Here is a 21495-nt window from a genome sequence, read left to right as displayed (position 1 = left end):
GGTCGCCAGCACGAGGAACCGGCGCACAGTTCCGCCGGCGTCATGGGCAATGCGCGGAAAGTACAAACGCCGGCACAGGGCCGGCGTCGGAATACCTATCGGAGATGGAGCATGACGACCAACGGTCGTCACCCTCCGGACCCACCCAGGTGCTTAGTGCTTCAGGTTCTTGCGCAGGCGCTCCAGCGCCTGCAGCTGGGCAGTCACTTCGGCCAGCTTCTGCTGGGCCTCGGCGATCTCCATGCCTTCACCACGGTTGGCCAGCATGCGCTCGGCTTCTTCCTTGGCCTTGCGCACCGATGCCTCATCGATATCCTGCGCGCGGATCGCGGTGTCGGCCAGCACGGTGACCACCTGCGGCTGCACTTCCAGGATGCCGCCGGAGATGAAGAAGTCCAGCTGCTCGCCATTGGCCTGGGTCACCACGATCTTGCCCGGCTTGAGGCGGGTGATCAGCGGTGCGTGCTTGGGCGCGATGCCCAGCTCGCCCAGCTCACCGGTGGCCACGACCAGGGTCGCTTCACCCCGGAAGATTTCCTGCTCGGCGCTGACGATGTCGCAACGGATCGTGCTCATGCAAATCTCTTCACTGTTCGCGGCGGCACGATGCCACCGGGGAGGAGCCACGGCGCGGACGGGTGTCCGGCGCCGGTGTCAGGTCGGGCAGGATCGCTCCCGCCCGATCCGGATCAGGCCTTTTCGGCCATCTTCTTGGCCTTTTCGACCGCTTCTTCGATGCCGCCGACCATGTAGAACGCCTGCTCCGGCAGGTGGTCGTACTCACCATCGACGATGGCCTTGAAGCCACGGATGGTGTCCTTCAGCGACACGTACTTGCCCGGCGAACCGGTGAACACTTCGGCCACGTGGAACGGCTGGCTGAAGAAGCGTTCGATCTTGCGGGCGCGGGTCACGGCCTGCTTGTCTTCTTCGGACAGTTCGTCCATGCCCAGGATGGCGATGATGTCCTTCAGTTCCTTGTACTTCTGCAGGGTCTGCTGGACGCGCTGGGCGGTGTCGTAATGCTCGTGGCCGATGACCAGCGGATCCATCTGGCGGCTGGTGGAATCCAGCGGATCCACCGCCGGGTAGATACCCAGCGAGGCGATCGAACGCGACAGGGTCACGGTCGAATCCAGATGGGCGAAGGTGGTCGCCGGCGAGGGATCGGTCAAGTCATCGGCCGGCACGTAGACGGCCTGGATCGAGGTGATCGAGCCGTTCTTGGTGGAGGTGATGCGCTCCTGCAGGACGCCCATTTCCTCGGCCAGGGTGGGCTGGTAGCCCACGGCCGACGGCATGCGGCCCAGCAGTGCCGACACTTCGGTACCGGCCAGGGTGTAGCGGTAGATGTTGTCGACGAACAGCAGCACGTCCTTGCCCTTGCCCGACGCGTCCTTCTCGTCGCGGAAGTACTCGGCCATGGTCAGGCCGGTCAGCGCGACGCGCAGGCGGTTGCCCGGCGGCTCGTTCATCTGGCCGTACACCATCGCGACCTTGTCCAGGACGTTGGAATCCTTCATCTCGTGGTAGAAGTCGTTGCCCTCACGGGTACGCTCACCCACGCCGGCGAACACGGACAGACCGCTGTGCGCCTTGGCGATGTTGTTGATCAGTTCCATCATGTTGACGGTCTTGCCGACGCCGGCGCCGCCGAACAGGCCGACCTTGCCGCCCTTGGCGAACGGGCACATCAGGTCGATGACCTTGATGCCGGTTTCCAGCAGCTCGGTGGCCGGGGACTGGTCTTCGTACGACGGTGCAGCACGGTGGATTTCCCACGTGTCGCTGGCGGCCACCGGGCCGGCTTCGTCGATCGGGCGACCCAGCACGTCCATGATGCGACCCAGGGTGCCCGGGCCGACCGGCACGGAGATGCCGCGGTCGGTGTTGGTGGCGACCAGGTTGCGCTTCAGGCCATCGGTGGAACCGAGGGCGATGCAGCGGACCACGCCGTCGCCCAGCTGCTGCTGGACTTCGAGGGTGATTTCGGTGTTGTCGACCTTCAGTGCGTCATACACCTTCGGAACCGACTCACGGGGGAACTCGACGTCGACGACCGCGCCGATGATCTGAACGATCTTGCCCTGACTCATTGCTGCATCCTCTAGATTTGTGCTTTGGACGTGCGCGTCAAACTGCTGCTGCGCCGCCGACGATTTCGGAGATTTCCTGGGTGATCGCTGCCTGGCGGGCCTTGTTGTAGACCAGCTGCAGGGTTCCGATCAGCTTGTTCGCGTTGTCGCTGGCCGCCTTCATCGCCACCATGCGTGCGGCATGCTCGGAGGCCACGTTTTCCAGCACGGCCTGGTACACCAGTGACTCGATGTAACGCGTCATCACGTGCTCCAGCACGGTCGCGGCATCGGGTTCGTACAGGTAGTCCCAGTCGTGGTGCGCGACCTGCTTTTCAGCGGCCGGCAACGGCAGCAGCTGATCGAAGCTGGCGGTCTGGGTCATGGTGTTGACGAAGCGGTTGTACACCAGGTAGACGCGGTCGACCTTGCCCTCGGTGAATGCATCGAGCATCACCTTGATCACGCCGATCAGCGATTCCAGGCGCGGCACGTCACCCAGGTGGGTCACGCTGCCGACCATGTTGACCTTGATGCGACGGAAGAAGGTCGATGCCTTCTGGCCGATCGTCACCATGTCCACTTCGGCACCCTTTTCCTGCCAGGCACGGGCTTCGCCCAGCGTCTTGCGGAACAGGTTGTTGTTCAGCCCGCCGGCCAGGCCGCGATCCGACGAGATCACGATGTAGCCCACGCGCTTGACCTGTTCACGCTCGACCAGGAACGCATGCTGGTAATCGGTGCTGGCCTGGGCCAGGTGGCCGATCACCTGCTTCATCGCCTGCGCGTACGGACGCGATGTCTTCATCCGCTCCTGCGCCTTGCGGATCTTGGAGGCCGAGACCATCTCGAGCGCGCGCGTCACCTTGCGGGTGTTCTGCACGCTCTTGATCTTGGTTTTGATTTCGCGTCCGCTTGCCATCTCTTATTCCCGTATGTTCAACGGTAGAGCGGGGACCTGCCCCGCTCCACGTGCGCTGTTACCAGCTGCCGGTGGTCTTGAACTCGGTGATGCCCTTCTTGAAGGCACCTTCGATGTCATTGTCCCAGCCGCCGGTGGCGTTGACCTTGCCGATCAGCTCGCCCTGGGTGTTGGCGAAGTGCGCGTGCAGGCCTTCTTCGAACGCCAGCAGCTTGTTGACCGGCACGTCGTCGAGGTAACCCTCGTTGACGGCGTAGATCGACAGTGCCTGGTTGGCGATCGACATCGGGGCGTACTGCTTCTGCTTCATCAGTTCGGTGACGCGCTGGCCGCGCTCGAGCTGCTTGCGGGTTGCTTCGTCCAGGTCCGAGGCGAACTGCGCGAACGCAGCCAGCTCGCGGTACTGCGCCAGCGAGATACGGATGCCGCCGGACAGCTTCTTGATGATCTTGGTCTGGGCCGAACCACCCACGCGCGACACCGAGATACCGGCGTTGACGGCCGGACGGATACCGGCATTGAACAGGTCGGTTTCCAGGAAGATCTGGCCGTCGGTGATGGAGATCACGTTGGTCGGCACGAACGCGGACACGTCGCCGGCCTGCGTTTCGATGATCGGCAGCGCGGTCAGCGAACCGGTCTTGCCGGTCACCGCACCGTTGGTGAACTTCTCCACATACTCTTCGGACACGCGGGCAGCACGCTCGAGCAGGCGGGAGTGCAGGTAGAACACGTCACCCGGGTAGGCTTCACGGCCCGGCGGGCGCTTCAGCAGCAGCGAGATCTGGCGGTAGGCAACAGCCTGCTTGGACAGATCGTCGTACACGATCAGCGCGTCTTCGCCGCGGTCCATGAAGTACTCACCCATGGTGCAGCCGGAGTAGGCGCTGATGTACTGCATCGCAGCCGATTCGGACGCGGTGGCGGCCACGACCACGGTGTGGGCCAGGGCGCCATTTTCTTCCAGCTTGCGCACGATGTTGGCCACGGTCGATGCCTTCTGGCCGATCGCGACGTACACGCACTTGATGCCGGTGTCCTTCTGGTTGATCACCGCATCGATGGCCAGCGCGGTCTTGCCGGTCTGGCGGTCACCGATGACCAGCTCGCGCTGGCCGCGGCCGATCGGGATCATCGAGTCGACCGACTTGTAACCGGTCTGCACCGGCTGGTCGACCGACTTGCGCCAGATCACGCCCGGCGCAACGCGCTCCACCGGAGCGGTCAGCTGGGTGCCCAGCGGGCCCTTGCCGTCGATCGGCTCGCCCAGCGCGTTCACCACGCGGCCGAGCAGTTCCGGACCGACCGGCACTTCCAGGATGCGGCCGGTGGTCTTGGCCACGTCGCCTTCGCGCAGGTTCTGGTAATCACCCAGGACCACGGCGCCGACCGAGTCGCGCTCCAGGTTCAGGGCCAGGGCGAAGGTGTTGTTCGGCAGTTCGATCATTTCGCCCTGCATCACGTCGGCCAGGCCGAAGATGCGCACGATGCCGTCGGACACGCTGGTCACGGTGCCTTCGTTGCGCGATTCCGCGGCCAGCTTGACCTTCTCGATGCGGTTCTTGATCAGTTCGCTGATTTCGGAGGGGTTGAGCGTGGTTGCCATCGTCGAGTCCTAGTGCCGGCGTTGAGGCCGGACGGTAATTGAATTCAGTTAGCGAGCGCGGTCTGCAGGCGGGCAAGCTTGCCCTTCAGCGAACCGTCGATGACCACGTCACCGGCGTCGATCACGGCGCCGCCGATCAGCGAGGCATCCACCGCGGTGGACACTTCCACGTCGCGGCCGAAGCGCTTGCGCAGGGCAGCCTTGATCGCATCCAGTTCACCGGCGGCCAGTTCGTTGGCCGAGGTCACGGTGGCCTTGACCACGTGTTCGGCTTCGGCACGCAGCTGGTCGTACATGCCAGCGATTTCCGGCAGCAGCGGCAGGCGGTGGGCATCGGCCAGGATGGACAGGAAACGCGAGAAGGTCTCGCTGCGCTGTTCCGGTGCCAGCAGGGCGACGGCATCGTCGCGACCCAGCTCCGGGTTGGCGAGCAGGGCCGACACGCGCGGGTCGGCAGCGACGTGGGCGGAGAACGCAAGGGCGTCCGACCACGGCGCGAACGCACCTTCGTCGCGCGCGGTCGCAAAAGCGGCGCGGGCGTAGGGACGGGCAAGCGTGAGGGCCTGGCTCATGTCAGATCTCCGAAGCCAGCTCGTCGAGCAGCGCCTTGTGGGCGTTGGCATCGATTTCGCGCTTGAGCAGCTTCTCTGCGCCGCTTACGGCCAGCGCGGAAACCTGCTTGCGCAGTTCTTCGCGGGCACGGTTGGCAGCCAGGTCAATTTCAGCCTGGGCCAGTTCTTTCTGGCGGTTGGCTTCGGTGATCGCTTCATTCTTGGCGGCTTCAACGATCTGGTTGGCGCGCGCGTGGGCCTGGTCAATGATTTCATTGGCCTTGCCGCGGGCTTCCTTCAGCGCTTCGTTGACCTTGTCCTGTGCCTGGGCGAGGTCCTTCTGGCTGCGATCGGCAGCGGCGAGACCTTCAGCGATCTTCTGCTGGCGCTCTTCGATCGCGTTCATCAGGGGCGGCCAGATCTTGGTCGCGATGATCCAGATCAGGGCAGCAAAGGCCAGGGCCTGGGCGATGAGGGTAAAACCGATATCCATTGTTTTCGCTCAGTCAGTGGTGACGGGGTGGACGTGCCGCCTTGCGGGCGGCACCTCCGAACCTTCATCCGCAACCAGGCGCCGAAGCGCCCGGTCGTTTCACTTGGGGCTGGATCAGCCAGCCACTGCCGGCAGGCGGGCGACGAACTCGCCGACCATCGGGTTGGCGAAGGCGAACAGCAGGCCCACGGCGACCGAGATGATGAACGCGGCGTCGATCAGGCCGGCGGTGATGAACATGCGGACCTGCAGCACCGGAATCAGTTCCGGCTGGCGCGCGGCCGATTCCAGGAACTTACCAGCCATGATGGCCAGACCCAGGCCTGCGCCCAGCGCGGCCAGGCCGATCATGATGCCGACGGCGAGGACGGTGGAGCTCTGGACCTGGGCGAGATTGGTCAGGACGGCGAAGTACATGGTTTTCTCCGGGAACGTGATTGCTAAGGGATTTGGAAACTAACGGATGAAGGGTGCAGCGAAACTCAGTGAGCGTCTTCCGACAGGCTCAGGTACACGATGGACAGCATCATGAAGATGAAAGCCTGCAGCGGGATCACCAGCAGGTGGAACAGCATCCAGCCGAAGCCGGCGAACGCGCCTGCGAAGATGCCGGCGATACCTGCACCGCCCAGCACCCAGATCAGCAGGAACACGATTTCACCGCCGAACATGTTGCCGAACAGTCGCATCGCCAGCGAAATCGGCTTGGACAGCCACTCGACGATGTTCAGGATCAGGTTGAACGGCAGCATCCACTTGCCGAACGGGGCGGTCAGGAATTCCTTGGTGAAGCCGCCGATGCCCTTGGAGCGCAGCGCGAAGAACAGCATCAGGAAGAACACGCTGATCGACATACCGAGGGTGGCGTTGACGTCGGCGGTCGGCACTGGCTTCCAGTACGGCACGCCCAGCAGTTCGAGCGGGATGGCGATGAAGTCGGCCGGGATCATCTTGATGAGGTTCATCAGGAGGATCCAGAAGAAGATCGTGATGGCGATCGGGGTCACCAGCTTGCTGGTGCCGTGGTAGGTGTCCTTGGCCTGGCGGTCAACGAACTCCAGGCAGATCTCCACGAAGGCCTGCCACTTGCCCGGCACGCCGGCCGTGGCATTGCGCGTCGCCATCCAGAAGGCGAAAACCATCACCAGACCCATCAGGACCGACGTGGCGATGGTATCCAGATGCAGCGCCCACGGGCTGCCGTGCCCAACGGTGAGGTTGTGCAGGTGATGCTGGATATAGGAGGTGGGTGTCAGCGCCTCGCCTGCCATGTGTCCGGAACCTTAGTTATTAAGAAATTCGATCAACGCCTGGCCAGAGCCAGGACCTGGAACATCAAGCCGACCGCGATACCGGCCAGCAGTGCCACCGCCGGCAGCCTGAACACCAGGATGCCTGCGATCAACACGCCAAATACCACGGCCCACTTGGCAACGACGGCGATGATCAGCCTTGCCATTGCCGAGCCAGCTGCCTGTACCCCGCCGCCCAGTGCCATCCGTGCCGCCACCCAGCCACCGGCCGAAACCGCGAGGCCGGAAAGCAGTGCGCCAAGCGCATGTTTCGGACTCACCAGCAGGAAGCCAAGGGCCAGGACAATCACCGCGGCCAGCGGGTAGACCGCGGCGCGCAGCATCAGTCGCCGACCCGGATCAACGGAATTCAGCACAGAGACGTCCCGCACATTTGGAGTGGAAGGCATGAGGCAGCAGCGTGGTGCCTCGTCGAGCCGCCAAATTATAGCAATGGGACAATTTGCGAGACAACCGCTGCGTGTTCATCCCGGATCGATGCAAGTTGCCGGATGACCGGGAATTTTCCGGCCGGGGGCGGGACAATCAGGCCCAGCGGGGCTCCGGCCCTTGCGGCGATGCAGCATTGAACTTTCGTCGCGATGGTGTGTCCAACCCCTCGACCTGCACTCTCTCATCCTCGTCGGCGCAGTTGCGCAGGTCTGCACGGGGTCCCGCCGCTGCCCGGCGGGACTTTTTTTGTGCCGCTGCGCTCGCCGAGCATGGCTCGGCGCTACCGTGCCGTGGTGGGTGCCGACCGTGCTTCGGTGGGTGACGACCGTTTGTCGTCACGCTTGATAGCGACCTGTGAAGACGCCGCCTACACAATACGCTCACGAATGGTGGACGCGGAGATAGCGATAGTGGCGCAACTTTCGTTGAACCACTGCAAGGATTCCTGCCGATGCGCCCCGTTACCACCCTGCTTGCTCTTTCGCTGGCCGCCGTCGGCGCCGGCTTTGCCTCCAACGCGCATGCTGCCGAAGGCGATGACCGCTTCACGCTGCGCCTGGGTGCGATGAACATCGATACCGACAACACGATCCGCGGCAGCACCACCGTTGCCGGCCAGGACGTGAACCTCAACGAAGATTTCAGCATGGGCGGCAAGGAATGGGAGCCGCGCGTGGATGGCGTGTTCCGCTTCAGCGACCGCCAGCGCCTGATCTTCGATTATTTCAAGTGGGACAAGGACCGCCGTGAGACGCTGAACGACAGTATCGCCTTCGGCGAGATCAACGTTCCGGAAGGCAGCTTCGTCAAGGCCGAGCTGAAGTACCAGGTTGCCACCCTGGTGTATGACTACTCGGTCGTGGACACTGACCGCTTCGACCTCGGCCTGCAGATCGGTGCCGAATGGGCGCAGATCAGCGCCAAGGGTTATGCCGATCTGGGCAACGTCTACAACGGCCGCTTCCTGGATGAAAAGGAAAACGGCGTGGCGCCGGTGGTCGGTGCACGCCTGACCTTCAACCCGGCTGACCGCTGGATGATCAACCTGCAGGGCCAGTACCTCAACACCAGCTGGGGCAGCTTCGATGACTACGAAGGCGACCTGAGCCGCGCCAACGCGATCGTCGAGTACCGCCTGACCGACAACTTCGGCCTCTTCGCCGGCTACGACTGGTTCAAGCTGGACGTCGACCAGAAGGGCAGTGACGGCGTGATCGGCCTGAAGCAGGAGTTCAAGGGCCCGGTGGCCGGCGTCAGCCTGTCGTTCTGATCCCCGCTGCGCAGACGAAAAACCCCAGGCATGCCTGGGGTTTTTTTTGGGCCGGGAACACCCCGGGCTGCGCCCGGGGCCTGGCGGCTTACTTCTTCTTCGGCATGTACAGGTCGGTGATCGTGCCGTCGTAGATTTCCGATGCCATCGCCACCGATTCGCTCAGCGTCGGATGGGCATGGACGGTATGGCCGATATCCTCGGCTTCCGCGCCCATCTCGATGGCCAGTCCGATTTCCGCGAGCAGGTCGCCGGCGTGCACACCGACGATGGCGCCGCCGATGATGCGATGGGTCTCTTCGTCGAAGATCAGCTTGGTGAAACCTTCGGTGCGGCCGATGCCGATGGCACGGCCACTGGCCGCCCACGGGAACTTGGCCACGCCGACCTTCAGGCCCTTGGCCTTCGCTTCGGTTTCGGTCACGCCGACCCAGGCGATTTCCGGGTTGGTGTAGGCCACCGACGGAATCACCCGTGCGACCCATTCCTTCTTGTGCCCGGCAGCCACTTCGGCAGCCAGCTTGCCTTCATGGGTTGCCTTGTGCGCCAGCATCGGGTTGCCGACGATGTCGCCGATGGCGAAGATGTGCGGCACGTTGGTGCGCATCTGGCGGTCCACCGGAATGAAGCCGCGATCGGACACCTGCACGCCGGCATTTTCCGCACCGATCTTGCCACCGTTCGGCGAGCGGCCCACGGCCACCAGCACGCGGTCGAAAGTGCCCTGCTGCAACGCGGGCGTCTCGCCTTCCGCGGCGGCTTCGAAGGTGACCGTCACGCCCTTGGCGTCGGCACTGACGCCGGATGCCTTGGTCTTCAGGTGTACTTCGACGCCCTGCTTCTTCAGGCGGTCAGCGAGCGGCTTGACCAGGTCCTTGTCGGCGCCCGGCATCAGCTGGTCCATGAACTCCACCACGGTGACCTTGCTGCCCAGTGCGGCATACACGGTGGCCATTTCCAGGCCGATGATGCCGCCACCGACCACCAGCAACGAACCCGGCACGTCGGCCAGTTCAAGCGCATCGGTGGAGTCCATCACGCGCGGGTCGTCCCACGGGAAGTTCGGCAACTTCACCGCCTGCGAACCCGCTGCGATGATGCACTGCTGGAAGCGCAGCAGCTGGGTGCTGCCGTCTTCAGCAGTGATTTCCAGCTCATTGGCCGACACGAAGCGGCCCACGCCCTGCACGCTGCGCACCTTGCGTTGCTTGGCCATGCCGGCCAGGCCCTTGGTCAGCTGGCCGACCACCCTTTCCTTGTACTGGCGCAGCTTGTCCAGGGTGATCTTCGGCGCACCGAATTCCACACCGAAATCGCCGGCGTGGGCGACTTCATCGATCACCGCGGCGGCATGCAGCAGCGCCTTGGACGGAATGCAGCCGACGTTGAGGCAGACGCCGCCCAGGCTGGCGTAACGCTCCACGATGACGGTATCCAGGCCGACGTCGGCGGCACGGAACGCGGCGGTGTAGCCGCCGGGGCCGGAGCCCAGCACGACCATCGCGCATTCGATGTCGGCGGCCTTGCCGGAAGACAGCGCAGGCTTCGGCGCGACCGGCTCAGCCGGGGCGCGGTGCGACGGGGTCACCGGCGGCTTGCTGTTGGGGGCGGCAGGCGCCGAGGGTGCGGCCGCCTTGGCCGGCGCGGCCGGTGCGGCGCCCTCGCCTTCGGCTTCCAGCAGCACCACCACGGCGCCTTCGGACAGCGTGTCGCCGAGCTTGACCTTCAGCTCCTTGACCACGCCGGCGGCCGAAGACGGCACTTCCAGCGTTGCCTTGTCGGACTCCAGGGTCAGCAGACCCTGGTCTTTCTTCACCGTGTCGCCAACGGCGACCAGTATTTCAATCACCGGCACATCGCTGTAATCGCCGATGTCGGGAACCTTGACTTCAATCGTGGCCATGGTGGTTTCCTTCATGCCCGCGCGGGAGGGCCGGCGGGCGTCTGCTGCAGTTCGTCACGCGGCCGCGCGCAGGGCGGCGGCCACACGGAGGGGGCTTGCCGGCTCGATCAGAGCAGTACGCGGCGCATGTCCGCCAGTACCTGCGACAGGTAGGTGGTGAAGCGTGCGGCCAGTGCGCCATCGATGACGCGGTGGTCGTAGCTCAGCGACAGCGGCAGCATCAGCTTCGGCGCGAACTCCTTGCCATTCCAGACCGGCTGGATGGATGACTTGGACACACCCAGGATCGCCACTTCCGGTGCGTTGACGATCGGGGTGAACGCGGTGCCACCGATGCCGCCCAGCGAGCTGATCGAGAAGCAGCCACCGCTCATGTCGGCCGGACCCAGCTTGCCGTCACGTGCCTTCTTGGCCAGCTCGCCACTTTCCTGCGCGATCTGCACCACGCCCTTCTTGTCGACATCGCGCACCACCGGAACGACCAGGCCGTTCGGGGTGTCGGCGGCGAAGCCGATGTTGAAGTACTTCTTCAGGGTCAGGTTCTCGCCGCTGGCATCCAGGGAGGCGTTGAACTCGGGGAACTTCTTCAGTGCCGCGGCACTGGCCTTGACCAGGAAGGCGAGCATGGTCAGCTTGATGCCGGCCTTCTCGTTTTCCTTGTTCAGCGCCACGCGCAGGGCTTCCAGATCGGTGATGTCGGCCTGTTCGAACTGGGTGACGTGCGGGATCATGGCCCAGTTGCGCGCCAGGTTCGCACCGGAAATCTTCTTGATGCGCGACAGCGGCTGGACTTCGACCTCACCGAACTTGCTGAAGTCCACCTTCGGCCAGGGCAGCAGGTTCAAGCCACCGCCGGCAGCAGCCGGCGCGGAGGTGCCAGCAGCGCCGCCGCCGGTGAGTGCGGCCTTGACGAACTTCTGCACGTCGCCCTTGGTGATGCGGCCGCCCTTTTCGGTACCGCTGATCTGCAGCAGGTCCACGCCCAGTTCGCGGGCGAACACGCGCACCGCCGGGGTGGCATAGGGCACCTTGGCCGGCAGCACGCTGTCGGCATTGAACTGCACGGGCGGGCTGGTCGGCGCCCCGGCGGACGGGGCGCTGGCGATCTCGCGGGCAGCCAGCTTGTCCGGCTGTGCCGGCACGGCGACCGGCTCGACCTTGGTGGCGGTTTCGGCCGCTTCGTTGGCTGCGGCGTTGGCCTTGGTCGGCGCCGGAGCGGCATTGGCCGCGCCTTCGGCTTCGATGATCGCCACGACCTTGCCCTGCGACAGGGTGTCACCGACCTTGACCTTGATTTCCTTGACCACACCGGCGACCGACGAGGGCACTTCCATCGTGGCCTTGTCGCTTTCCAGCGTGACCAGGCCCTGGTCCTTCTTCACCGTGTCGCCCACGGCGACCAGGATCTCGATGACCGGGATATCCGAGTAATCGCCAATGTCCGGGACCAGCGCTTCCACCGCACCACCACCACCGGCGGCGGGGGCCGGGGCGGCAGCGGCCGGGGCGCTCTGCTGGGCGGCTGGCGCCGGGGCGGCGGCAGCCTGGGCCGGCGCAGGTGCGGCAGCGGCGGCGGCGGCCGGCTTGGCGGCCGGTGCGTCGCCTTCAGCGACCTCGATCAGCGCCACGACCTTGCCTTCAGAGAGGTTGTCGCCGACCTTTACTTTGATCTCCTTGACCACGCCTGCGACCGACGAGGGCACTTCCATCGTCGCCTTGTCGCTTTCCAGCGTGACCAGCCCCTGGTCCTTCTTGACCGTGTCGCCGACGGCGACCAGCACCTCGATTACCGGGATATCGCTGTAGTCACCGATATCGGGGACGAGGGCTTCCTTGATTTCGGCCATGGGGATAACTCCGGCAATCTGGTGTAGGGAATCCTCTATTGTGCGGCCAGCATGGCCCCCTCGCCAACCGTTGATGGCGTTTTCAGTCCGCACTGTCCCGGGACACGCTGTTGTAGCAGGGCGCTTGCGCTGCAACGGCATGCCACCAACAGCTTCCAGTCGGTGGCGTATTGTCCCTTCGTTACAGGCGCGCCAGTGACTCACCTACCGCCCGCCAGGCGTGGTGCAGCGCCGGGAGCGAGACGGCCGCATTGGCAGGACTGGTCGAGGGCAGCGCCAGCACCGGTACGTCCAGCGGCCGCTGCAGGCCCGGAACGATGAAGCGCTGGAACGCGCGGTGTGCGGCGGCACCATTGCACGCCACCAACTGCAGTGCCGGCAGCGTCGCCAGTACCTCCGCGATCGGATTGGGCACCTCGCTGCCGCGCACGATGTCCGCATCCAGGCTGCCCCGCCGGCGGCATCGCCCGATCACATCCCAAAGGCCGATACCGGCGTCGTTCAGCGCAGCCACCCGCGCCGCGTACGGCAGCCGCGCATCGATCCCGGCCAACAGGGACATCAACGGCCAGAAGCGGTTGCGTGGATGGGCGTAGTAACGGGCCTCGCGCAGGGACGCCACGCCCGGCATCGAACCCAGCACCAGCACACGTGTGCGCGCACCGAGCTGCGCAGCAAGCCCGACGCACAGGTCGTTTTCAGTCACATCTCGACGATCTGCATGAACATCTTCCATGTAGGACACTCTACATGGCAGTAGGCAGAACCCACGTTTTGCTGAACACACCCAACTAATTTTTAACGCGCGTCGGACTTGATTCATGTTCACGGGAATACGTTGGCTGCGCCCCGACAGGGGACCCATAACAAGAACCCCGAGGAGATTCCCCCATGCGCTCCATCCGTATCCTGAGCCTTTCCCTGCTGACCGCCGCCGCGTTTGCTCCGAGCGCCTTCGCGCAGGACTATTCGGCCACTGACAGCAGCACCGACACGGCGTCGGGCAAGCACTTCGCCGTCGTCGGCGGTGTGGCCCTGCTGCAGCCGAAGAACGATCCGGTTGAAGGCATCCGCAAGTTCGATGGCGGCCCGGCACCGACCCTGAGCCTGAGCTACTACATCAACGACAACTGGGCCGTTGAACTGTGGGGCGCAGCCGACAAGTTCAACCACCGCGTGCGCGGCGTCGGCAACGAGCGCCTGGGCACGGTGGAACAGCAGCCGATCGCATTGAGCGGCCAGTACCACTTCGGTCAGGCGGACAATGTGTTCCGTCCGTTCGTCGGCGTCGGTTACTACGAGTCGAACTTCAGCAATGAAGAGCTGACCGCGCCGGGCGTCACCGAGCACATCGGTCTGGAAACCGCCAAGGGCGCCATCGGCACCGTCGGCGTGGACATGAACATCAACTCCACCTGGTTCGCCCGCGCCGATGCGCGCTACATGCACGCACGTCCGGAAGTGAAGGTCGGCGGCGAAGGTACCGGCGCAGACGCCAAGCTGGATCCGTGGACTGTCGGTTTCGGTATCGGCGCGCGCTTCTAAGCACGTCGCAAGCACCATCGGTTTTACTGCAGCGGGCCCTTCGGGGCCCGTTGTCATTTCACCGCGCACGCGCAACGGTGCGCATGCCACATTTCCGCCAGCCGCAGTGCGCTAGGCTCGGCCCAGAGATGGCAGATGCCTGCCGGAGGGCGACCGCAGATGCTCGACATGCTGGTGGTGGGCGGTGGGATCAACGGAACCGGGATCGCCCGCGACGCGGCGGGACGCGGGCTGGATGTCGCCCTGTGCGAACAGCACGATCTGGCCTCGCACACGTCCAGCGCGAGCTCCAAGCTCATCCATGGCGGGCTGCGCTACCTGGAACACCGCCAGTTCGGCATGGTCCGCAAGTCATTGAAAGAACGCGAGGTCCTGCTGCGGATCGCGCCGCACCTGGTGCAGCCGCTGCCCTTCGTACTGCCGCATGAGTCCCACCTTCGGCCTGCGTGGCTGATCGGCCTGGGATTGTGGCTCTACGACCACCTGGGTGGACGATCACCGCTGCTGCCTCGATCGCGTCCACTGCGGCTGTCCAACCATCCGCTTGGCGCACCGCTGCATGATGGCCTGCGCCGTGGGTTCACCTACACCGACGCGCAGGCGCCGGACGCGCGGCTGGTGGTGCTCAATGCGATCGATGCGGCCGAGCGTGGTGCCCGCATCTGGACGCGCACGCGCTGCGAACAGGCATGGCGAGAGTCCGACGGGTGGTCGGTGGACCTGCTGGATCCGGACGGCACCCCACGCAGCGTGCGCGCGCGCATGCTGGTCAATGCCACCGGTCCCTGGGCGGCAGGGTTCGTCGACGACATCAGCCTGACCCGGCGCACGCCGTTGCGGCTGGTACAGGGCAGCCACATCGTGGTGCCGACGCTGTACACGCATGACCATGCCTACCTGCTGCAGCAACCCGATGGCCGCATCGTGTTCGCCATTCCCTTTGAAGACCACTACACCCTCATCGGCACGACCGATGTGGACTTCGATGGCGATCCCGGCGCTGTGCACGTGGACGATGCCCAGCGTGACTATCTGTGCGCGGCGGCCAATCGCAGCTTCCGCCAGCAGACCAGCCCGCGCGACATCGTGTGGGAGTTCAGCGGGGTGCGCGCATTGCTGGACGACGCGGACGCGGAAGCCAGCACGTTGAGCCGTGATTACCGGCTGGAACTGGATGCCGGTGGCGCGCCGCTGTTGAACGTACTCGGGGGCAAACTGACCACGTATCGACGCCTGGCCGAAGAGGCGGTTGACCTGTTGGCGCGCCATGGCGGCAATGCAGCGCCTGCATGGACAGCCACCGGCGCGCCGCTGCCCGGGGCCGAACGCGGTACGCCGGCGCAGGGCGCGGCCTGGCTGGCAACGCAGTGGCCATGGCTGCCGCCAGCGCTCGCGGCGCGCTGGGCCCGCACCTATGGCGCGCGGGCCGCGTTGATCCTCGGCCAGGCCGATTCGATGGCCGCGCTCGGCACGCATTTCGGCGCTGATCTGTATGAAGCCGAAATGCGCTACCTGTGTGCGCACGAATGGGTTCGCCAGGCAGATGACGTGCTGTGGCGACGGACCCGACTGGGCCTGGCGCTGGACGCCGCGCAGCAGCATCGGCTGGCCTGCTGGCTGGACACCCACGCTGCCACCGGCCGACGCGCCGTGGGCTCTCCCTGATTGCACGATGAGGAACACCGCATGTCACCACGGCAGCTTGCAGGCGAACTGATTTCCGAGGCGGTCGCGGTGGCGATCATCATCAGCATCGGCTGCTCTGCAGCCGCCATGTACCTGCTGTACGACCCCAGCCCCTACCAGCATGCCTACTGGGGGTTGTGCATCACCTGGGGACTGGCGGTCACCGTTGCGATATACGCCACGGCGTCGGTATCGGGCACCCACGCCAATCCGGCGGTGACCCTGGCCCTTGCGCTGTATCGCGGTTTTCCGTGGTCACGCGTGCTGCCGTACTGGGCGGCGCAGGTGCTGGGCGGTTTCCTCGGCGCGGCGATCGTGCTGCTGCTGTATGGCCCGGTCATCGACCATTACAACGACCTGCACGGCATGACCCGCGCTGAAGGAGGAGCGGCCGGGGTGTTCTTCACTGCGCCGGGACTGGCGGTCACGCCGCTGCATGCGCTGCGCAACGAGGTCATCCTGACCGCGTTCCTGGTGTTCGGCATCTTCGCCATCACCGAGCGTTACAACGAAGCCGCACCGGGGGCGAACGGCGGCGCGCTGATGATCGGCCTGTTGGTGGCCTGCATCGGCGCGTCGATGGGCTATCTGGAGGGCTGGGCGCTCAATCCCGCCCGCGACTTCGGTCCGCGCGTGTTCGCCTGGCTCGCCGGCTGGGACCGCGCCGCGTTGCCGGCCGAACACCATTACTGGTGGATTCCCATCCTCGGCCCGCTGATCGGCGGCGCGCTCGGCGGGGCCGCCTACCGCTGGCTCATCCTGCCGTTCCTGCCGGCGCGCCAGCGTGCGCTGGCGGATTCCACGGTCGTTGCGAGCGAACGCGGCGCACAATGAACTCCCTGCCGCGCGCGTCGCTGCCGCAGCGTCCCACCAACCGACCAGGACACCTTCATGGAACCTGATTTCATCCTTGCCATCGACCAGGGCACCACCAGTTCGCGTGCCATCCTGTTCGACCGTGATGGTCGTATCGCGGGCAGCGCGCAACGTGAGTTCGCCCAGTTGTTCCCACAGCCCGGTTGGGTGGAACACGATCCGCGCGAGATCCTGACCAGCGTCTATACCACCCTGACCGAACTGCTCAACCAGCAGCAGGTCGATCCGCGCCGCATCGCCGGCATCGGCATCACCAACCAGCGCGAAACCACGGTCGTCTGGGACAGGGCGACCGGCCAGCCGATCCACAACGCCATCGTCTGGCAGTCGCGCCAGAGCCAGGCGATCTGTGAGCAGTTGAAGGCCGATGGCCATGAGGCGCTGATCCGCAGCCGGACCGGGCTGGTGGTGGATGCCTACTTCTCCGCCACCAAGATCCGCTGGATCCTGGACCATGTGGACGGCGCGCAGGCGCGGGCCGAACGCGGCGAACTGCTGTTCGGCACCATCGACAGCTGGCTGATCTGGAACCTCACCGGCGGCGCGGTGCACGTGACCGACATGACCAATGCCGCGCGCACGCTGCTGTTCAACATCCATACCCTGGCCTGGGACGAGGAGCTGCTGGCGCTGCTGGACATACCGCGCGCGATGCTGCCGGACGTGCGCAGCAGCAGCGAGGTGTACGGCCATACGCGGCCGCAGTTCTTCTTCGACCGGCAGATTCCCATCGCCGGCATCGCCGGTGACCAGCAGGCGGCGCTGTTCGGGCAGGCCTGTTTCGAACCGGGCATGGCCAAGAACACCTATGGCACCGGCTGCTTCATGCTGATGAACACCGGGCGCCAGGCGGTCACTTCAGCCAACGGCCTGCTGACCACCATCGCGTGGAACCTCGACGGCCAGGTGAAATATGCGCTGGAAGGTTCGATCTTCGTCGCCGGTTCGGTGGTGCAGTGGCTGCGCGACGGGCTGCGCATGTTCGGCAAGTCCAGCGACTGCCAGGCCTATGCCGAACGCGTGCCCGATACCGGCGGCGTGTACCTGGTGCCGGCCTTCGTCGGGCTGGGCGCGCCGTACTGGCGCAGCGATGCGCGCGGCGCGATGTTCGGGGTGACCCGCGGCACCACCAAAGAACACTTCATCCGCGCTGCGGTGGAATCGATGGCCTACCAGACCCGCGACGTGCTGGCCGCCATGCAGGCCGACGCAGGCATCGAGTTGAAGGAACTGCGCGCCGACGGCGGGGCGATTGCCAATGACTTCATGGGGCAGTTCCAGAGCGACCTGCTGGGCGTGCCGGTGCTGCGTCCGCAGGTGGCGGAAACCACCGCGCTGGGCGCGGCCTACCTGGCCGGGCTGGCCACCGGTTTCTGGGAGAGCCGTGCGCAGATCGCGGCCCAATGGGGCGTGGACCGGCGCTTCGAGCCGACGATGTCGGCGGCCCAGCGCGAGGCGCTGTATGCGGGCTGGCAACGGGCCGTCAAGGCGGCCCTGGCGTGGTGACGCGGGGTTCCGTCAGCGCCGGGCCGTGCCCGGCGGACCGATGGATCAGAACGCCGGCAGCACCGCGCCCTTGTACTTCTGCGCGATGAATTCCTTCACCTGCGGGCTGGTCAACGCCTGGGCCAGCTTCTGTACGCGCGGGTCGTCCTTGTTGTCCGTGCGCGCCACCAGGAAGTTCACGTACGGCGAATCCTTGCTTTCGATCGCCAGCGCATCCTGGGTCGGGTTCAGGCCGGCATCCAACGCGTAGTTGGTGTTGATCAGCGCCAGGTCGACCTGGTCCAGCACGCGCGGCAGCATCGCCGAATCCAGCTCGCGGAACTTCAGGTTCTTCGGGTTGGCGATGATGTCGCGCTGGGTGGCCAGCGCGTTCTTCGGGTCCTGCAGCTGGATGACCCCGGCGTTGTGCAGCAGGATCAGCGCGCGGCTGTTGTTGCTGGGATCATTGGGGATCACCACGTCGGCGCCTTCGCGCAGTTCGTCCAGCGACTTGACCTTGCGCGAATAGGCGCCGAAGGGCTCGATGTGCACGCCGGCAACGGTCACCAGCCCGGACTTGCGATCCCGGTTGTACGCGTCCAGGTAGGGCTCGGTCTGGAAGTAATTGACGTCCACCTGCTTCTGCACCAGCTGGTCGTTGGGCTGCACGTAGTCGTTGAACACGCGCACATCCAGGTCGACACCCTGCTCCTTCAGCATCGGCTTGACCACCTCGAGGATCTCCGCGTGGGGCACCGCCGTGGCGGCCACGATCAGCTTCTGCGAGGGTTCGCCGGATTTGCCACAGGCGGCCAGGGCCACGGCAGCGAACAGCGACAACAACAGGGACTTCTTCATCATGGGAGGGTCTCGGGGGAGAGGGTCATTCGTAATTGCTGAGGGCCAGGGCAAGCAGGCTCTTGGCCTGTTCGCGCAGCATCACCGGTTCGATGATCTCGGCATCGGAACCGTAATGCAGCACATCCATCAGCAATTCGCGGGAAACACTGTAGGGCACCTTCAGTTCATAGCGCCCATCGGCCAGGTAACGGCCCTGCTGGTTGGCGTGCCAGTGCTCGTCGGCCACCCATCGGGCGGCCTTGGCGCTGAACAGGATCGTCGCCCAGCCTTTCGGGGCGCCGGAGAAGATGCCATAGCTGGCACCCAGCTGGGCGTCCAGCACGGTGTCATCGACATCGGTGGCCGGCGCATCGACCACCCGTGCCTTGTTGATGCGGTCCACGGCGAAACTGCGCAGGGCATCGCGGTCGTGGTCCCAGGCATCCAGGTACCAGTTGTCGCGGTAGTGGGTCAGCCGCTGCGGCGAAACGGTGCGGCGGGTGGCCTCGTCGGTGGACCGCGCGCGATATTCGAACGCCAGTTGGCGGCGTTCCAGCACCGCCGACGCCACGCTGCGGAAGCTGCCTTCGTCGAACTTGCGCACCCGGTGCGGAATCACGCGGACCCGGTCCACCGGCCAGCTGGAAACGCCGGCCTGGGCCGCCAACAGGCCTTCGATGCGCTGCTGCAGCGGGGCCAGTACCGAGGACAGCACGCCACCACCGGTGCGTGCGAGCAGGTGCTGGGAGGCCAGCAACGCGTGCAGTTCCTCCGAACTCAGCCACAGCCCGGGCAGCTCGAAGCGATCGCTTTCATCGGCCATGTAGCGGAAGCCCGCCTCGCCGTCGCCTTCGATCGGTGCCATCAGCGCATCCCGCAGGAAGGCCAGGTCGCGGTAGACCGTGGCACGGGAACAGCCAAGCTTGTCCTGCAGCGTCGCCACCGTGACCGGATAGCGGGCAGACTTGAGCAGACGATGCAGGGCGGTGATGCGTTCGTATCGGTCCATGACCCCGATTATGTCCGACTCGCGACCGTTGTGGCGGCCATGATCGGCTATCGTGTCGATCCCCACGCCTCGGCCTGCCCCGCATGCGCCTGCTTCCCTGCTTCTCCCTGGTCCTGGCTGCCGCGCTGTTGGTGGGTTGCGAACACCCCACCCCGCCGCCGGCCAGCGTGCCATTGGCTGATGCCGCGCACCCGGCGGCAACGCCGGCGGCGGACCCAGCGTCGGCCGTGCTGGAGGCCAGCCGACGTTTCGCCAGCCTGCGCAGCTTCCACGCCGAGATGACACTGCACGGCGCACAGGCGGGCCAGGTGAACCGCAGCGGCATGGACTTCGTGGCCCCGGACCGCTATCGGCTGGACACACCGGCCGGCGTGCAGACGATCATCGGCGACACCTTCTTCCTGCAGGCGGAGGGCCGCATGCAGCAGGTCCCGCTGCCGGCCGGCACGCTGGAACAATGGCGCAGCCCGTTGCCCTCCGAAGCGAGCTTGCAGGACCTGCGGGTGGACGACCGTGGGCCGGCCGACATCGACGGCACGGCCACGCGCGTGTACCGGATCGACGGCCCTGCCGGCAGCGGCGAGACGCTGCAGTACTGGATCGGCGGCGACGGGCTTCCGCGGCAGATCCAGCGCGATGGCTTCAACAAGCAGCAGCCCTACCGGATCACCCTGCGCTATTCCCGTTTGAATGATCCAACGCTGCAGGTTCCGCCACCGGGGGACGCAGCTCCCTCTGTCCTGAATGGGGATTTGTAGAAACGCCGACTGAAGCGCGGCGTCGTCTGCGGTCGAGGCAGCGAGGGGTTAACGCTATCATCACGCACTGCGTTCGATCCCCGCCCCCGGAGAATTCCTGATGTCCCTGCGTGTTTCCCTGCTGGTTCCGTTGTTGCTGGCCGCTCCTGCGGCATTCGCCCAGGACCCCGCCGAACTGGCGGCGATGACCTCTCCGTGGAGTGGCAGCGGCGGTGAACTGGGCTTCGCTTCGGCACGCGGCAACAGCACCACCGAGAGCGCCAACGGTCGCCTGCGCCTGCGCTACACCGATGACGACTGGGTGCACAGCATGGACCTGTTCGGCCTGCGTTCGCGTTCGGAATCGATCCAGACCAACGACGACGGCACCGAAAGCAAGGTCAGCAACACCACCGCCAACCGCTACACCGGCAGTGCCGGCAGCGCGTTGCAACTGGGCGAACACCGCCAGATCACCGCCACGGTCCGTTACGAGCGCGACGATTTCGCCACCTACGATCGGCAGAGCTCGTTCGGTCTGGGTTACGGCACCCGGCTGTGGGGCAATGACCGCTTCTCGCTGGACGCCCAGGTCGGCCCCGGTGTGCGCCGCACCCACAGCACCGAAGACGATCAGACCCGCACCGGCCTGATCGGTCGTGGCTTCTTCGACATCAAGTATTCGCTGACCCCCAACACCGACCTGGTCAACACGTTGTTGGTCGAATCCGGTTCGTACAACACCTTCGCGCAGAACGATTTCGGCGTGTCGGTGAGCATGAACGAACATCTCGCGTTGAAGGCCGCCTGGCAGGCGCGCCACAACAGCGACGTGGCCGACGACAAGCAGAAGACCGACACGCTGACCACCATGAACGTGGTCTACAAGTTCAAATAAGGCGACC

The 21495-nt window shown here is 65.4% G+C and carries 21 protein-coding genes; 7 read left to right on the top strand and 14 right to left on the bottom strand.

From position 1 onward, the window contains the following. Positions 1-153: 153 nt before the first annotated feature. The 9 genes from SOM47_RS03270 to SOM47_RS03230 form a co-directional block, all read right to left on the bottom strand. Positions 154-576 carry a F0F1 ATP synthase subunit epsilon gene (locus tag SOM47_RS03270; RefSeq protein WP_042614575.1) on the bottom strand — a complete coding sequence of 141 codons (423 nt, stop codon included), beginning with the start codon at positions 574-576 and terminating at the stop codon, positions 154-156. Between the two features lie 113 nt (positions 577-689). Beyond that, entirely contained in the window at positions 690-2096 is a 1407-nt protein-coding gene (gene atpD / locus SOM47_RS03265; RefSeq protein WP_320504747.1) for a F0F1 ATP synthase subunit beta, read from the bottom strand. A gap of 37 nt (positions 2097-2133) precedes the next feature. After that, positions 2134-2997 carry a F0F1 ATP synthase subunit gamma gene (gene atpG, locus SOM47_RS03260; protein WP_042614573.1) on the bottom strand — a complete coding sequence of 288 codons (864 nt, stop codon included), beginning with the start codon at positions 2995-2997 and terminating at the stop codon, positions 2134-2136. Between the two features lie 58 nt (positions 2998-3055). Further along, positions 3056-4603, bottom strand: coding sequence for a F0F1 ATP synthase subunit alpha (gene atpA, locus SOM47_RS03255; protein ID WP_042614572.1), 1548 nt, complete (start codon positions 4601-4603; stop codon positions 3056-3058). A 44-nt stretch (positions 4604-4647) separates the two neighbouring features. Beyond that, on the bottom strand, positions 4648-5175 hold the full coding sequence (locus SOM47_RS03250) for a F0F1 ATP synthase subunit delta (protein ID WP_057508091.1): 528 nt from the start codon (positions 5173-5175) through the stop codon (positions 4648-4650). 1 nt (position 5176) lies between these two features. Further along, positions 5177-5647, bottom strand: a complete 471-nt coding sequence (locus SOM47_RS03245) for a F0F1 ATP synthase subunit B (protein ID WP_042614570.1) — start codon at positions 5645-5647, stop codon at positions 5177-5179. Between the two features lie 114 nt (positions 5648-5761). Next, positions 5762-6064: a F0F1 ATP synthase subunit C gene (atpE, locus tag SOM47_RS03240; RefSeq protein WP_042614569.1), complete on the bottom strand. Its 303-nt coding sequence runs from the start codon at positions 6062-6064 to the stop codon at positions 5762-5764. A gap of 65 nt (positions 6065-6129) precedes the next feature. Continuing rightward, entirely contained in the window at positions 6130-6918 is a 789-nt protein-coding gene (gene atpB, locus SOM47_RS03235) for a F0F1 ATP synthase subunit A (protein ID WP_192082861.1), read from the bottom strand. Between the two features lie 32 nt (positions 6919-6950). Continuing rightward, positions 6951-7316, bottom strand: coding sequence for a hypothetical protein (locus SOM47_RS03230; protein WP_182657364.1), 366 nt, complete (start codon positions 7314-7316; stop codon positions 6951-6953). Positions 7317-7843: 527 nt separating this feature from the next. Between SOM47_RS03230 and SOM47_RS03225 the strand changes: the two genes are divergently transcribed. Continuing rightward, on the top strand, positions 7844-8662 hold the full coding sequence (locus SOM47_RS03225) for a porin family protein (protein ID WP_320504746.1): 819 nt from the start codon (positions 7844-7846) through the stop codon (positions 8660-8662). 88 nt (positions 8663-8750) lie between these two features. On the opposite strand, the gene lpdA is transcribed toward SOM47_RS03225, so the two are convergent. The 3 genes from lpdA to SOM47_RS03210 all read right to left on the bottom strand — a co-directional run bounded on the left by lpdA (position 8751) and on the right by SOM47_RS03210 (position 13148). Next, positions 8751-10565: a dihydrolipoyl dehydrogenase gene (gene lpdA, locus SOM47_RS03220; RefSeq protein ID WP_320504745.1), complete on the bottom strand. Its 1815-nt coding sequence runs from the start codon at positions 10563-10565 to the stop codon at positions 8751-8753. A gap of 107 nt (positions 10566-10672) precedes the next feature. Continuing rightward, positions 10673-12412 (bottom strand): dihydrolipoyllysine-residue acetyltransferase, encoded by a 1740-nt coding sequence (aceF, locus tag SOM47_RS03215; protein ID WP_320504744.1) that lies wholly within the window; start codon positions 12410-12412, stop codon positions 10673-10675. 181 nt (positions 12413-12593) lie between these two features. Continuing rightward, entirely contained in the window at positions 12594-13148 is a 555-nt protein-coding gene (locus SOM47_RS03210; protein ID WP_042614564.1) for a DNA-deoxyinosine glycosylase, read from the bottom strand. A gap of 155 nt (positions 13149-13303) precedes the next feature. On the opposite strand from SOM47_RS03210, the gene SOM47_RS03205 reads away from it, so the two are divergent. The 4 genes from SOM47_RS03205 to glpK all read left to right on the top strand — a co-directional run bounded on the left by SOM47_RS03205 (position 13304) and on the right by glpK (position 18025). Then, positions 13304-13957 carry an OmpW/AlkL family protein gene (locus tag SOM47_RS03205; protein ID WP_042614563.1) on the top strand — a complete coding sequence of 218 codons (654 nt, stop codon included), beginning with the start codon at positions 13304-13306 and terminating at the stop codon, positions 13955-13957. Between the two features lie 159 nt (positions 13958-14116). Next, positions 14117-15622, top strand: a complete 1506-nt coding sequence (gene glpD / locus SOM47_RS03200) for a glycerol-3-phosphate dehydrogenase (RefSeq protein ID WP_320504743.1) — start codon at positions 14117-14119, stop codon at positions 15620-15622. 21 nt (positions 15623-15643) lie between these two features. Continuing rightward, on the top strand, positions 15644-16477 hold the full coding sequence (locus SOM47_RS03195; protein ID WP_192082856.1) for an MIP/aquaporin family protein: 834 nt from the start codon (positions 15644-15646) through the stop codon (positions 16475-16477). 57 nt (positions 16478-16534) lie between these two features. Further along, positions 16535-18025 carry a glycerol kinase GlpK gene (glpK, locus tag SOM47_RS03190; RefSeq protein WP_320504742.1) on the top strand — a complete coding sequence of 497 codons (1491 nt, stop codon included), beginning with the start codon at positions 16535-16537 and terminating at the stop codon, positions 18023-18025. Positions 18026-18070: 45 nt separating this feature from the next. On the opposite strand, the gene SOM47_RS03185 is transcribed toward glpK, so the two are convergent. After that, the gene (locus SOM47_RS03185; protein ID WP_320505054.1) at positions 18071-18862 is read right to left on the bottom strand and encodes a MetQ/NlpA family ABC transporter substrate-binding protein; all 792 of its coding nucleotides are present in this window, start codon (positions 18860-18862) and stop codon (positions 18071-18073) included. Positions 18863-18887: 25 nt separating this feature from the next. Further along, positions 18888-19853, bottom strand: a complete 966-nt coding sequence (locus SOM47_RS03180; RefSeq protein ID WP_042614559.1) for a helix-turn-helix transcriptional regulator — start codon at positions 19851-19853, stop codon at positions 18888-18890. An 83-nt stretch (positions 19854-19936) separates the two neighbouring features. Here SOM47_RS03180 and SOM47_RS03175 point away from each other — a divergent pair, with 83 nt between their 5' ends. Together SOM47_RS03175 and SOM47_RS03170 are read left to right on the top strand one after the other, a co-directional pair. Continuing rightward, positions 19937-20611 carry a hypothetical protein gene (locus tag SOM47_RS03175; RefSeq protein WP_320504741.1) on the top strand — a complete coding sequence of 225 codons (675 nt, stop codon included), beginning with the start codon at positions 19937-19939 and terminating at the stop codon, positions 20609-20611. Positions 20612-20711: 100 nt separating this feature from the next. Then, on the top strand, positions 20712-21488 hold the full coding sequence (locus SOM47_RS03170) for a DUF481 domain-containing protein (RefSeq protein WP_042614557.1): 777 nt from the start codon (positions 20712-20714) through the stop codon (positions 21486-21488). Positions 21489-21495 lie beyond the last annotated feature (7 nt).

The organism is Stenotrophomonas sp. CFBP8980 (genome assembly GCF_034046095.1).
Taxonomy (GTDB): Bacteria; Pseudomonadota; Gammaproteobacteria; order Xanthomonadales; family Xanthomonadaceae; genus Stenotrophomonas; species Stenotrophomonas lacuserhaii.
Note: the sequence above shows the minus strand (reverse complement) of the source record. Positions and strands in the feature narration are given on the sequence as shown.